Source organism: Saccharothrix sp. DSM 118769 (assembly GCF_052936295.1).
Window position 1 is genome coordinate 2,190,804 of sequence record NZ_CP193627.1, and the last position, 12,278, is coordinate 2,203,081.

The following is a 12,278-nucleotide window of genomic DNA, read 5'->3' on the forward strand; positions in this document are numbered from 1 at the left end:
GGTGCTCAGGTGTCGAGGAACGGGCCCTCCGGGCGGTCGCCCGCCCGCTCCGCCTGGGCGATGCGCAGGGCCGCGCCGGACAGGCCGATCATGGTGAACACCATGCCGGTCGCCACGCCGAAGCTCAGCAGGTCGAACGTCACCGACGCGATCCCGCCCACCAGCACCGCCGCCAGCAGGCAGCTCGCCAGGCCGCGCAGGCCGTCGTCCCGGGTCAGGTACCGGGTGCGGACCGCCGCGTAGCAGGCCGCCAGGAACATGCCGATCAGCGCGAACAGCCCCAGGTAGCCGTTCTCGATGATGGTCAGCAGGAACTGGTTGTCCAGGATCGTGTACTTCGTCGGCAGGAACGTGCCGAAGCCGCGCCCCAGCAGCGGGTGCAGGTCGATCTGGTCGGCCGCCGCCTCGTAGTCCGCGGTGCGGGCCTTCACGCTCGGGTCGTCCTCGATGTTGGCGAACATGCCGCGCAGCGTGCCGAACAGGCCGGGCACGACGAGGCTCGCGCCGAGGAAGAAGCCCAGCCCCAGCACGGCCACGGTCATCTTGCGCTCGCGCGGCAGCGTGGCCACCAGCACGATGCCCGACACCGCCATGCCCAGGATCGCGGTGCGCGACAGGGCGGTCAGCGCGCCCAGGCCCACCAGCGCCAGGCAGAACCACCAGCGCAGCTGCGGCTCGCCTTGGTCGCGCGCGTGGAACACGTAGTGCACGCCCAGCGGCACCGCCATCGCGCACACCAGGCCGAACTCGATGGGGTGGTTGGTGGTGCCGGTGGGCCGGCGGAAGATCGACCGGCTCTCCATCGCCGAGTACGCGTTCTCCTGCACCCGCAGGCCGGGCAGGCCCACGTAGGACGCGAGGTCGACGCCCGCGCCGAACTGCACGAGCCCCACGAACGCGATCATGCCGGAGCAGGCCAGCACCAGCTTGAGCACCCGGTCCAGGCGCTCGCGGGTGCGGATGGCGTCGCAGGCGAAGATGGCCACGCTGATGGTCGCCACGATCCGCACCATGCTGCTGTCGGCGACGGTCAGCTCGTCGGTGGGCATCCAGCGGCGCGTGGCGACCGCGTAGGTGGCCAGGTGCATGGCCAGGTAGACCGCGACGGCGGTGCGCAGGGCGTTGCGGCCCTTGCCCATGCCGAGGGTGTCGACCATCTGCGCGGACAGCCACAGCACGCCCAGCAGCAGCGCCACCACCAGGGCGGGCGGCAGGGTCATCGGCACGAACGACAGCACCAGCCGCGCCGGCACCACCAGCAGGGCGAGCAGGTAGAGGCAGACGAGCGTGGCGCCGTCCGCGCGTTGGCGCACGCGGGTGAGGGCGGTCATCTCACGGTGAGTCTTCGCGCGTGGGCCACGCGGTGCCGCCGTTCGGCGGTGCCACGCCGTTCGGCGGCTTCGCACCGTCCGGGACGCCCACGGCGGAGATCTTCACGGTCCGCTCGCTCGCCGTCGGCTGGGGCTTCACGGGCGGCTGGGGCTTCGCGGGCGGCGGCGCGAGGGCCTGCCCGTGCACCTGCCCGGGGGCCTGGACGGGCGCCTGCACCTTGACCGTCTGCTCGCTGGCCGTGGGGGGCCTGCGCACGGGCGGGCGCGGTGCGGTCCCCTGCGCCGGGGGGAGGTGCGGGGCGTGCGCCTGCTCGGGACGGCGCGGCGGGCCGTTCAGCGGCGGCCTGGGGCCGTTCTGCGGGACTTCCTCGTGCGGCCGCGGGTTGTCCGGGCGGAAGTCCGACGGCGTGGCGGGCGTGGTGGGCGCCGCGGCGGGCGTCCCCGGTCCGCCGTCCGGCCCGTCGTCCGGTCCCTCGTCGGGTCCGTCGTCCGGCCCGTCGTCGGCCCCGCCACCGCCCCCGGCCGCCTCGCGGCGGCGCTTGAGCTTGCCCATGACGCTGTCCGAGGCGAACGTGGCCGCCAGCGTGAACAGCATCAGCAGCACGAACGCCGCGCCCGCGTACCGGACCTTGCCGCCGATCTGCGCCTCCGCGGTGGTCGGGTTCACGATCACCTGCGAGGTGATGAACGTCGACTCCGGCGCGTTGAGCTTGCGCTGCTGGTCCGCCAGCTCCTTGTGCGCGAAGTCCAGCACCGTGGTGACGAGCTTCTCCGCCTCGTCCGGCGACTCGGCGTCGGTCACCACGAACATGAACGGGCCGTTGACCCCGCCGCCGGCGGCGGTGAAGTTCGCCGTCGAGCTCGCGGTGATGCCGAGCCCCTCGCGCGTCTTCGGGTCGGCCAGGATCTGCGCGATGATCTGCGACGTGGTCGAGAGGCTGCCGTCGAACGCCAGCAGCGGGTTGATCTTCACCGCTTCCTCGGGCGAGACGTTCTGGTTGAACGTGCCCCCCGCCGACGGCGAGGTGAACACCATCACACCGGTGGACTCGTAGCGGGTCGGGATCGACACGAACACACCCGCCGCGAGGCCCACGGCCAGGAGCGCCGACGGCAGGGCGATGTACCACCGCCGCCGCAGCACACGCAGCGCGCCCCAGAAGTCCATCCGCTCCCCGATCCGCATTTACCCCGCGTAGAGGTGCGCAAGGTGTTGTTACCCTGAAATCGGCCGACTCGCGGCTTTCCGTTACAGGTGGTGATGATTTGGCCCCGCGCCGCACCGTGCTCGCCGTGACCGCCATCGTACTGGTCGTCGTGGCCGGTGCGGTCTACCTGACGGCGGTGGCCCGCGAGGACCGGCCGGTGGCCGCCGCGGAGGGCGCCCGCAGCCCCGACCTGCTGTACGTGGAGCTGGCCGACGGCCGGTCGCGGGTCGAGCAGCTCAGCCTGGCCGACCCGGCGGCGCGGTCGGCGACCGACCTGACGTGCCAGCGGTTCTACCGCGCGGGCGGCACGGAGGTGTGCCTCGCGCTCGCCGGCCCCGGCCCCACCTACGCGGCGGAGATCAGCCGGGACGGGGTCGTGCTGCGGACCGTGCCGCTGCCCGGCATCCCGAGCCGCGCCAAGGTGTCCGCGTCCGGTCAGGTCGTGTCGTGGACGTCGTTCGTGACGGGCGACTCGTACTCGGTGCCGGGCGGCTTCTCCACCCGCACCGGGTTCTTCGACGTGCGCAGCGGCGAGGTCGTGGAGTCCCTGGAGGGCTTCGCGGCGGAGGTCGAGGGACAGCCGCACTCGGCGCAGGACGTCAACTACTGGGGCCTGACGGTGGGCGCGGACGACCGGACGTTCTACGCGACCCTCGCGTCCGGCGGCCTGACCTGGCTGGTGCGGGGCGACCTGGTGGACCGCCGCGTGCGGTCGCTGCGCCGCGACGCCGAGTGCCCGTCGCTGTCCCCGGACGGCACCAAGGTCGCCTACAAGAAGCGCATCGGCCGCCTGGGCCCCTGGGACCTCGCCGTCCTGGACCTCGCCACCGGCACCGAGGTGCGCCTCCCCGGCACCGCGGGCGTCGACGACCAGGCCACCTGGCTGGGCGCCGACCGCCTGGCGTTCGCCGCCGTGCCGAAGGACGCGCAGCGGGCCGCCGTCCACCTGGTGGCCGCCGACGGCGCGGCGCCCGCCGAGGTCCTCGTGCCGGACGCCACCTCGCCGTCCCCGGCCTGAACCGCCGGTCACACCAGCAGCTCGCGGCGCAGGACCTTCTCCAGCTCGTGCCCCGCCGCGTCCCACGAGCGGCTCGACACGCTGGCGGAGGCGGTGCGGGCCACCGAGGCGAAGTCGGGCAGGCCGACCACGTCGGACAGCGCGCGCGCCAGGTCGTGCGGGGTCGCGGGGGCGTAGCGGACGTGGTCGTTGTCCAGCACCACGCGGTTGTGCGCGGCGTCGTTCACGACCGGCACGCAGCCCGCCGCCAGCATCTCGTGCGGCACCAGCGACACGTTCGTCATCGACAGCGTGAGACCGGCGTAGCACCGGTTGTAGATGTCGTTCAACGCGTCCGGCGAGACGAGGCCGTGGTCGACGTGGTTCGGGCCGAGCGAGCCGATCTTCTCCCCGTAGGTGTGGATCTTCACGTCGGGGTGCCGCTCCGCGAAGACCTCCAGCGCCAGCAACCCGACCTCGATCGCCCGCCGGGGCGCCAGCCGCCGCGCGTAGAACACCACGCCGTCCCGGCGGACGCCCTCGCGCAGGTGGTAGCGGTCGGCGTCGCAGCCGAAGTCGAAGAAGTCGGCGGGCATCCCCACCTCGGTCCGCAGCTTGTCCGCCAGGTAGCGGCCCGCGGTGAACCCGTGGAAGCCCATCCGGTAGGTGTTGTCGGCCAGCGCGGACAGGCCGCCGACCGGGAAGAACCACGGCTCGTAGTCCTGCACCAGGTAGAACCGCTTCCCGGCGCACGGGTCGTTGAACACCGGGTAGGCCGTCATCCACGCGGTGGCGAACACGGCGTGCGCGTCGGCCATGCCCCCGGTGACGTCGTGCACCGTGCCGCGGAACCCGGGGAACGCCGACCGGATGACCCGCTCGTGGTCCGCGGCGCGGCTGCCGTAGACGTCGTACAGGTACAGCCGGTTGGTGTGGCCGAGCGACTGGAGGTGCTCGACCAGCCGGAACATCGTCGTGTGCCCGCCGGACCCCGGCGACGGCGGCGTGCTCACCCAGTTGACCGTCAACGCCCCGTCGGCGGGCACGGGCGGCACCTCGACGGGCCGGCGCGCGGAGATGTCCGCCGCCCGCACGTCCTCCAGGCGCACCGGGAACACCTCGCTGTCCGCGCCGAACCGCCGCGCCGCGCGCACCAGGGCACGAGCACCGAGCTGACGCACGCCCCCGTCGCGCACGATGTGCGAGACCTGGTGCGCTCGTCGCTGCAACTGCCGGACGACCCTCACGCGTTGCTCCTCTTCAGCAGCCCCAGCACCTCGTGGCGCAGGGGGAAGACGACGGCGGCGTAGGCCAGCGACGCGAGCGCACCGCTCACCAGGAGCCGCCACAGGGGTGCCTCGACCAGGCGCTCCACGCCGAGCGCGACCGCGACCATCACGAGGCCGCCGAGCAGGGGGCGCGCGACCGCCGCGCCGAGCACGCCCGCGCGCAGCCCGTAGGGCCGGAACGCCACCAGGTAGGCGGGCACCACGACCACGAGCACGACCACGCTCTGCGCCACCGCCACGCCGCGGATGCCGTCGACGTGGGCGCCCAGCACGAGCAGCGGCACCAGCGCCACGAGCCAGACGAGGTGGATGACGAAGATGGCGCGCGACCGGCCCGCGCTGGCCAGGTAGTCGTAGCCCAGCTCCAGCGCCACGCGCAGCGCGCCGAGCGCCACCAGCATCGCCAGCGCCTGGGCCGCGGGCGCCCACCGCTCGCCGTAGACGACCCGCACCAGCGGGTCGGCCAGCACGGCCAGCAGCACGCACGCGGGCACGGTGGCCAGCGCGAGCAGCCGCAGGGCGCGCGCGAACGTCCGCGCGAACAACGCCGGGTCGTCCCTGACCTGCGAGAACGCCGCCAGGGACACGCTGCGCACCGGCTGCGAGAACGCCGCGACCGGCCAGTTCGCCAGGTTGAACGCGAGCAGGTAGTAGCCGAGCTGCACGGTGCCGAGCACGCTGCCGACCACGATCTGGTCGACGTTGAGCACGCCGAACACCAGCAGGCTCGCCCCGGCCAGCGGCAGGCCGAACGACAGCAGCTCCCGCGCCTGCCGCGGGTCGAACCCGGGCCGGTACCAGCGCTCGGTGTAGGCGAACATGACGCCGGTCGACACCAGGTTGGTGGCGATCCGCGCCCAGGCGAGGCTCCACGCGCCGAACCCGAGCAGGGCGAGCACCACCGTCACGGAGGTGCCCACGACGAACGCCGACGTGTCGGCGACGAACTTGTGGTTCTGCCGGAACTCGCGCTGGAGCAGCGCGCCGGGCACCGCCGACACACCCGCCACCACCAGCGACAACGACATGAGCTGGATCACGCCGGTGGCCTGCGGGGTGCCCATGGCGCCCGCGAACCACGGCGCGCCGAGCACGCACAGCAGGCACAGCAGCGCGCCGGAGGCGATGGACAGCGTGGTCACCGTGGGCGCCAGCTCCTCGACCGGCCGCTCGGTGCGCACCAGCGCGACGCTGACGCCCATCTCGCTGATGCTCATCACGATGTTCATCACCACGAGCGCGACGGCGAACACGCCGAACTGCTCGGGCGCCACCAGCCGGGCGACGAGGACGCCGACGCCCACCTGGCCCAACCGCTGCACCAGGCTGTTGACCGCGCTCCAGCGGATCGCCGAGGTGACCTTCCGCTCCAGGCCGGCGGTCACTGCCCGCGCCACTTCCAGACCTGCTTGGACACCAGGCCCCGTCCCCGCTTGACCAGGTGGCTGCCGACGAACAGCTGCGTGCGGCTGCACACCTTCGGCCCGAGGGCCCGCCTGCGCCGCAACGCCCGGTACTCGCCCAGCCGCGGGGTGTCGGGGTAGACGCGCCGGGCGAACTCGACCAGCTCGTCCACCGGGATGTCCGCCAACCGGTCGCGGTCGTAGGCGCGGACGGCCCGCCACAGGGCGTCCTTGGCGATGGACCGGTCCGCCAGCGACCTCAGCCGCGGGGGCAGGTCCGGGTGCTCGCGGAAGAACAGGTCGAACACGGCCCGCCGCTGCTCCAGGTCGGCGAACAGCGAGGAGAACTGCGTGCGCATCATCGACTGCTGGTGCACCCGGTAGTAGGCGGCGGGCGCGCCCCGCACGTAGCCGATGTCGGAGACGGCCGCGATGCGCATCCACATCTCCAGGTCACCGGCGTGCGGCAGGTCGGACCGGTAGCCGCCGACGCGCTGCTGCACGGACGTGCGCACGACCGCCTCGGGCGAGGACAGCACGTTCTGGCCGGTCCGGCAGCGCGCCTCGATCCAGTCCACACCGGACCACACGGTCGTGCCCGCCGGCGGCGAGACCACCGACGGCAGGTCGTCGTGGTCGCTGTAGTAGACGACCCGGCCGTACACCATGCCGACGGCCGGGTTGGCCTCGAACACCGCCGCCGCGCGGGCGAGCGCGCCGGGGGCCAGCAGGTCGTCCGCGGACAGCAGCACGGTGTAGTCGGCCTTGGCCCACTCCAGCAGGCCCTCGTTGTAGGTGGCGATGTGCCCCTTGTTGACCTCGTGCCTGCGGCCCTCGACCCGCGGGTCCCGCGTCAGCTCCGCCACCACCTCGGGCGTGTCGTCGCTCGACGTGTCGTCGATGATCAGCACCCGGACGTCGACACCGGGTTGGTCGAGGACGCTCCGGACGCAGGCCCGGAGGAACCTCGCGTAGTTGTAGCAGGGGACGACGACGTCGACCGTCGGTCGTGTCGAGGGATCAGTCACGACCTACACATCGTGATCGGTCGCGGATCGTTAACGCCCGACCCCGATTCCCGATGTACGGGACATACGGGAAGGGGTTCTCGATGGACCACGTCGTTCTGACGCGCTTCAACCTGCCGTCCGTGGGCGCCGAGAGCGTCGTGCGGGCGCAGGAGGGCTGGCTGACCAAGCGCGTCGGGCTGTTCGAGCGGTACTGCCTGCCCTCGGTGGCGGCGCAGACGTGCCCGGACTTCCGGTGGCTCATCTACTTCGACCCGGAGAGCCCCGGGTGGCTCAAGGACCGGATCGCCGCGCACGGCGACGCCTACACCCCGGTGTTCCGCACGCAGGTCAGCCGCGAGGAGCTGCTGGAGGACGTGGCCAAGCTGTTCCCGACCAGGGGCGACGAGCTGATCACCACGAACCTCGACAACGACGACGGCCTGGCCGCGGACTTCGTGGCGCGGCTCCGGGCGGTGCCGAGCACCGGCCGCCGCACCGCGCTCTACCTGGCGAACGGCCTGGTCAAGAGCCCGGGCGGGCTGTTCTCGCACCACGACCCGGACAACGCGTTCGCCTCGGTGCGGGAGAGCTGGGCCGACCCGGTGACCTGCTGGGCGGACTGGCACAACCGGCTGCACCGGCACGCCGAGGTGGTGTCGCTGGGCGGTGCGCCCGGCTGGCTCCAGGTCGTGCACGGCGGCAACGTGAGCAACCGGACGCGAGGAAGGCTCGTGTCCCCGGCGCCGCACCGGGCGCTGTTCGGCGCGGCGCTCGACGACGTTCCGGAACCCGCCGGTCGGGTGGTGGCGCGTGACCGGTTCGTGGGACATCCCTTGCGGGTGGCGCGCGACGGGGCCAGATTCGTGGCCAAGACGGCCGCGCAGCGGCTCCTCGGCCCCGGCGGTTTCGAGAAGGCCAAGCAGGTGCTGGCCGCGCGCGGCCGGACCCGGACCCCGAGTTGAAGAGGACCGTGACGATCATGGCCAGACCCCGTGCCGCCCTGGCGGTCCTCCTGCTGCTCGCCGCCGGGTGCACCGCGCGGGCCCAGGTCCCGCCCGACCCGACCGCGCCCCCGCCCGTCGTCGTCCCCTCCGTCGACTACTACAAGCAGTGGGCCAACGGCCCCAACCCCACCGCCGACCCGAACGTCTTCCCGATCAACGTCTGGATGCAGGACCCCTCCGGCGTGGAGAACGACGAGAAGCTCGGCCGCGCCTACCCGCGGATCGGCGTCGACTTCGGCATCGGGCTGTGGGAGGACGAGTGGTGGTGGCTGCGCCAGGAGGGCCTCTACGAGACCGACTGGCGGGTCTACGTGGACCCGACGCGGGCGGACGCCGTGCTCGCCGACACCGCGCACGCGCGCAACTACGTCGGCTACCTGGTGTCCGACGAACCGGACATGAACAAGGTCTACGGCGACGTGTTCAACCCGGACATGCAGCCCTCGGCGATCCTCAAGGCCGCCGACGCCGTGCGCGCGAAGGACCCGACGCGGCCCACGTACATCAACTTCAGCCCGTGGATGGGCACGCCCACCGGTGAGATCGGCTACGGCTACGTCGAGGAGTCGTACGAGGCCGACATGCGCAAGTACTGCTCGGCCGCCGACATCGCCTCGGCCGACTACTACGCGTGGACGCACCCGGACCGCAACCACACCGTCGGCGCGTACGCCTACGGCGAGGTCATCGACACCATGCGCAAGTGGTGCGGGCCGGACAAGCCGCTGTACGGGTTCGTCGAGACCGGCCACCCGCACACGCACGGCGAGATCATCGACGCCGATCAGATGGAGTCGGCGGTCTGGAACACCGTCCTGCACGGCGCGACCGGCCTCAACTACTTCGCGCACAGCTTCTACACCGAGGGCAAGGGCGAGTACTCCAGCATCCTGACCCGGCCCGAGATCACCGCCCGCGCGGCGGCCGTCAACGCCCGGCTCAAGTCGCTCGCGCCGGTGCTCAACGCGCCCAACCTGCCCGGCGTCACGGCCAGGAGCGACAACGGCATCCCGGTGGCGGTCCTGCACAAGCAGGTCGGTGACCAGCGGTGGGTGCTGGCGCAGACCGACGGGAACAAGGACAACCCGAAGAGCCGCGCGGCGAAGGTGCAGTTGATCGTGCCGGTGGCCTCCGGCACGGCGACCGTGGAGGGCGAGGACCGGACCGTGCCCATCGTGGACGGGCGGATCGTCGACGACTTCGGACCGTACTCGGTCCACGTGTACCGGTTCTGACCGGCTAACGGCTCAACCGCGCGCAGCGATCAGGGCAGTGTCGGGGCCCGTCGACGCTCGGAGGCCGGCAGTGCTGACCAGACCCTCTTCCCACACCCGCGTGGTGGCGGCGACCGGCGCGTCCGCGCTGGTCGCCGCGCTGCTGCTGGTGCCCTCCGCGACGGCCTCGGCCGCCCCGGCCCGCGTGCTCGGCTACGTGGCCAACAACGGCGGCGGGGTGTCCGTGCTGGACACCGCCACCGACACCGTCACCAGCACCCTCGGTGACGGCACCAGCGGGTCGCCCTACGGAGTCGGCGTCGCGTTCGACGGCGCGCGGGGGTACGTGACCAACGTCCGCGACGACACGCTGACGGTCATCGACACGCCGACGAACACGGTGGACGCGGCGGTGCCGGTCGGCGACGGCCCGGCCGGTGTCGTGGTGTCGCCGGACGGCGGCCACGTGTACGTGTCGAACTACTCGGCGGGCACCGTGTCCGTGGTGGACGCGGCGACGCTGACCACGACCGAGACGATCCCGGTGGGCGCGAACGCGGACGGCGTGGCGATCACCCCGGACGGGTCGCGGCTGTACGTGGCGCACGACGTGGTCGGCGCCGGCACGGTGTCCGTGGTGGACACCGCGACCAACACCGAGGTCGCGGACATCGCCACCGGCAACACGCCGACCGCCGTGGCGGTCACGCCGGACGGCGCGAAGCTGCTGGTGGTCAACAAGTTCTCGAACAACGTGGCCGTCGTGGGCACCGCGTCGAACGCGGTGCTGGGGACGATCCCGGTGAGCTTCATCCCGCACGGCGTGGCGATCTCGCCGGACGGCGCGCGGGCGTACGTGACCAACAGCGAGGGCCACAGCGTGTCCGTGCTGGACGTCGCCGCGATGGCGCCGGTCGCCACCGTGCCGGTGGGCGACCGGCCGATCGCCGTGGCGCTCACCCCGGACGGCGGGCGCGCCTACGTGACGAACTTCGGCGGCGGCACGGTGTCCGTGCTGGACACCGCGACCTTGACGGTCACCAACACCGTGGCGGTGGGCCTGAACCCGGTCGGCATCGCGGTCCACGCCGTGCCGCCCGCGCCGACGTCCCTGGCCGGCGGCCACGCCCACCTCCAGCTGCGCCTGCTCGGCTTCACCCTGCGCGGTCTGGACGCCACCCTCACCGAGTCGCACACCGGCAAGCCGGTGGTGGGCAGGACCGTCGCGTTCCGCACGATCAAGGGCCACCCCCTGTGCACCGCGACGACGAACGCCCAGGGCACCGCGACGTGCGACGCGAACGTCCCCCTCCTGGTCGGCCTGGGCACCCTCCTGAGCGGCTACACGGCGAGCCACGCGGGCGACACCACCCACGGCCCGTCCCGCACCCACGGCCACACCACCCTCCTCTAACCCCCGAGAGTCCAACCTCCAGGCCCCGAGAGTCCAACGCCCAGGCCCCGAGAGTCGTACCTCCAGGACCCCTGAGTTCTACGTTCCGGACGTAGAACTCAGGGGTCCTGGGCGTTGGACTCTCGAGGCCCCGGCGTTGGACTCTCGGGGCCTGAGCGTTGGACTCTCGCGGGGTCAGGGGGTGGCTGTGGTGGTCAGGTAGCAGGCGGCGGCCACGGACAGCAGGAGCGCGGCGATCGCGGTGTGGACGGCGGTGCCGAAGGCGGCGTACTGGAGCAGGAAGCCGAACGCCACCGAGGACACCAGGCGGGCGAGGGCCTGGCCCGTCTGGACCACCGAGAGGCCCGAGGCGCGCAGCGACTCCGGGACCAGGGCGGCCACCCGCGCGGACAGCACGCCGTCCGTCGCCGCGTAGAACAGGCCGTGGCACAGCAGGGCCGCGGCCACCCCGGAGTAGCCGGTGCCGGGGACGAGCAGCAGCACGTAGACGGCCAGCAGCGCCACGTGCCCGCCGAGGAACACCGGCCACCGGCCCACGCGGTCGGCCAGCCGGCCCACGGGCGCGGCGGCCAGCAGGAACACCAGCGCCGTGCCCAGCGGCAGCAGGGGGAGCAGGTGCAGCGGCGCGCCGGTCGCCTGCTGCACGAGGATGAACACGAACGCGTCGGACAGCGTCGCCAGCCCCAGCACGGCCGACGCGACGGCCACCTTCCGGTACCCGGCCTGCCGCAGCAGGGCCAGGCCCGCCCGCACGGACGGGCGCGGACCGGTCACCGCGGGGCGCGGGTTCTCCCGCACGAACGCCACCAGCACGATCAGCCCGATCGCGGCGAAGCAGCCGCTGACCACGAACACCGGGCCGGCGACCGTGCCCAGCTGGTACAGCAGCAGGAACGTCACCAGCGGCCCGAGCAGCGCGCCGACCGTGTCCATGCTGCGGTGCAGGCCGAACGCCGCGCCGAGCCGGTCGGGCGGGGTGGCCAGGGAGATCAGCGCGTCACGGGGCGCGGTGCGCAGCCCTTTGCCCGCGCGGTCGGCGGCCATCGTCGCGCCGATGCCGAACGCGGACGCGCCGACGAGCGGGAAGATGAGCTTCGTCACCGCGGACAGCCCGTAACCGGCCGCGGCCACCGCCTTGTGCCGGTGCGTGCGGTCGGACACGAGCCCGCCGACGAGCCGCAGCACGGCCGTGGCGCCCGTGTAGAGACCGTCCAGCACGCCGAACTGCGCGTAGCTCATGTTGAGCGTGAACAGCAGGTAGACCGGCATGAACGCGGTGACCATCTCGGCCGACACGTCGGTCAGCAGGCTCACCGCCCCGAGGGCCACCACCGTGCCGGGCACCTTGCCCCTGGCGCGCTCGGGGGGTCGGCTGGACGCAACGTACATGTCCCCGATATCGGTCACG

10 protein-coding genes are annotated in these 12,278 nt (G+C 72.8%); 4 read left to right on the plus strand and 6 right to left on the minus strand.

The window, feature by feature from the left end:
- Positions 1-5: 5 nt before the first annotated feature.
- Together ACRAKJ_RS10345 and ACRAKJ_RS10350 are read right to left on the minus strand one after the other, a co-directional pair.
- Positions 6-1,331 (minus strand): O-antigen ligase family protein, encoded by a 1,326-nt coding sequence (locus ACRAKJ_RS10345; RefSeq protein WP_438926629.1) that lies wholly within the window; start codon positions 1,329-1,331, stop codon positions 6-8.
- Between the two features lies 1 nt (position 1,332).
- A complete protein-coding gene (locus ACRAKJ_RS10350) occupies positions 1,333-2,517 on the minus strand; it encodes a hypothetical protein (protein WP_438926628.1) in 1,185 nt (394 codons plus the stop codon).
- 107 nt (positions 2,518-2,624) lie between these two features.
- On the opposite strand from ACRAKJ_RS10350, the gene ACRAKJ_RS10355 reads away from it, so the two are divergent.
- Positions 2,625-3,557 (plus strand): hypothetical protein, encoded by a 933-nt coding sequence (locus ACRAKJ_RS10355; RefSeq protein WP_438926627.1) that lies wholly within the window; start codon positions 2,625-2,627, stop codon positions 3,555-3,557.
- 8 nt (positions 3,558-3,565) lie between these two features.
- Here ACRAKJ_RS10355 and ACRAKJ_RS10360 read toward each other — a convergent pair whose 3' ends face one another.
- From ACRAKJ_RS10360 to ACRAKJ_RS10370, 3 genes are read right to left on the minus strand one after another with little or no spacing between them, the layout of a single operon-like run.
- On the minus strand, positions 3,566-4,783 hold the full coding sequence (locus ACRAKJ_RS10360) for a rhamnosyltransferase WsaF family glycosyltransferase (RefSeq protein ID WP_438926626.1): 1,218 nt from the start codon (positions 4,781-4,783) through the stop codon (positions 3,566-3,568).
- Positions 4,780-6,222 carry an oligosaccharide flippase family protein gene (locus ACRAKJ_RS10365; protein WP_438926625.1) on the minus strand — a complete coding sequence of 481 codons (1,443 nt, stop codon included), beginning with the start codon at positions 6,220-6,222 and terminating at the stop codon, positions 4,780-4,782. The genes ACRAKJ_RS10360 and ACRAKJ_RS10365 overlap by 4 nt, the downstream gene beginning before the upstream one ends.
- A complete protein-coding gene (locus tag ACRAKJ_RS10370) occupies positions 6,207-7,256 on the minus strand; it encodes a glycosyltransferase (RefSeq protein WP_438926624.1) in 1,050 nt (349 codons plus the stop codon). Before ACRAKJ_RS10370 ends, ACRAKJ_RS10365 begins: the two co-directional genes overlap by 16 nt.
- Before the next feature lie 83 nt (positions 7,257-7,339).
- On the opposite strand from ACRAKJ_RS10370, the gene ACRAKJ_RS10375 reads away from it, so the two are divergent.
- From ACRAKJ_RS10375 to ACRAKJ_RS10385, 3 genes are all read left to right on the plus strand, one after another.
- Entirely contained in the window at positions 7,340-8,200 is an 861-nt protein-coding gene (locus ACRAKJ_RS10375) for a glycosyltransferase (RefSeq protein ID WP_438926623.1), read from the plus strand.
- Between the two features lie 17 nt (positions 8,201-8,217).
- Complete coding sequence (locus ACRAKJ_RS10380) at positions 8,218-9,477, plus strand: hypothetical protein (protein WP_438926622.1); 1,260 nt, start codon at positions 8,218-8,220, stop codon at positions 9,475-9,477.
- A 70-nt stretch (positions 9,478-9,547) separates the two neighbouring features.
- Entirely contained in the window at positions 9,548-10,870 is a 1,323-nt protein-coding gene (locus tag ACRAKJ_RS10385; protein WP_447008921.1) for a cytochrome D1 domain-containing protein, read from the plus strand.
- Between the two features lie 174 nt (positions 10,871-11,044).
- Here the strand turns inward: ACRAKJ_RS10385 and ACRAKJ_RS10390 are convergent, their stop codons facing one another.
- The gene (locus ACRAKJ_RS10390; RefSeq protein WP_438926701.1) at positions 11,045-12,259 is read right to left on the minus strand and encodes an MFS transporter; all 1,215 of its coding nucleotides are present in this window, start codon (positions 12,257-12,259) and stop codon (positions 11,045-11,047) included.
- Positions 12,260-12,278 lie beyond the last annotated feature (19 nt).

Excerpts from the sequence above, each read along its gene's own strand:
- ACRAKJ_RS10390 (WP_438926701.1), bottom strand. The coding sequence starts at position 12,259 with ATGTACGTTGCGTCCAGCCGACCCCCCGAGCGCGCCAGGGGCAAGGTG.
- ACRAKJ_RS10380 (WP_438926622.1), top strand. The coding sequence starts at position 8,218 with ATGGCCAGACCCCGTGCCGCCCTGGCGGTCCTCCTGCTGCTCGCCGCC.
- ACRAKJ_RS10375 (WP_438926623.1), top strand. The coding sequence starts at position 7,340 with ATGGACCACGTCGTTCTGACGCGCTTCAACCTGCCGTCCGTGGGCGCC.
- ACRAKJ_RS10345 (WP_438926629.1), bottom strand. The coding sequence starts at position 1,331 with ATGACCGCCCTCACCCGCGTGCGCCAACGCGCGGACGGCGCCACGCTC.
- ACRAKJ_RS10350 (WP_438926628.1), bottom strand. The coding sequence starts at position 2,517 with ATGCGGATCGGGGAGCGGATGGACTTCTGGGGCGCGCTGCGTGTGCTG.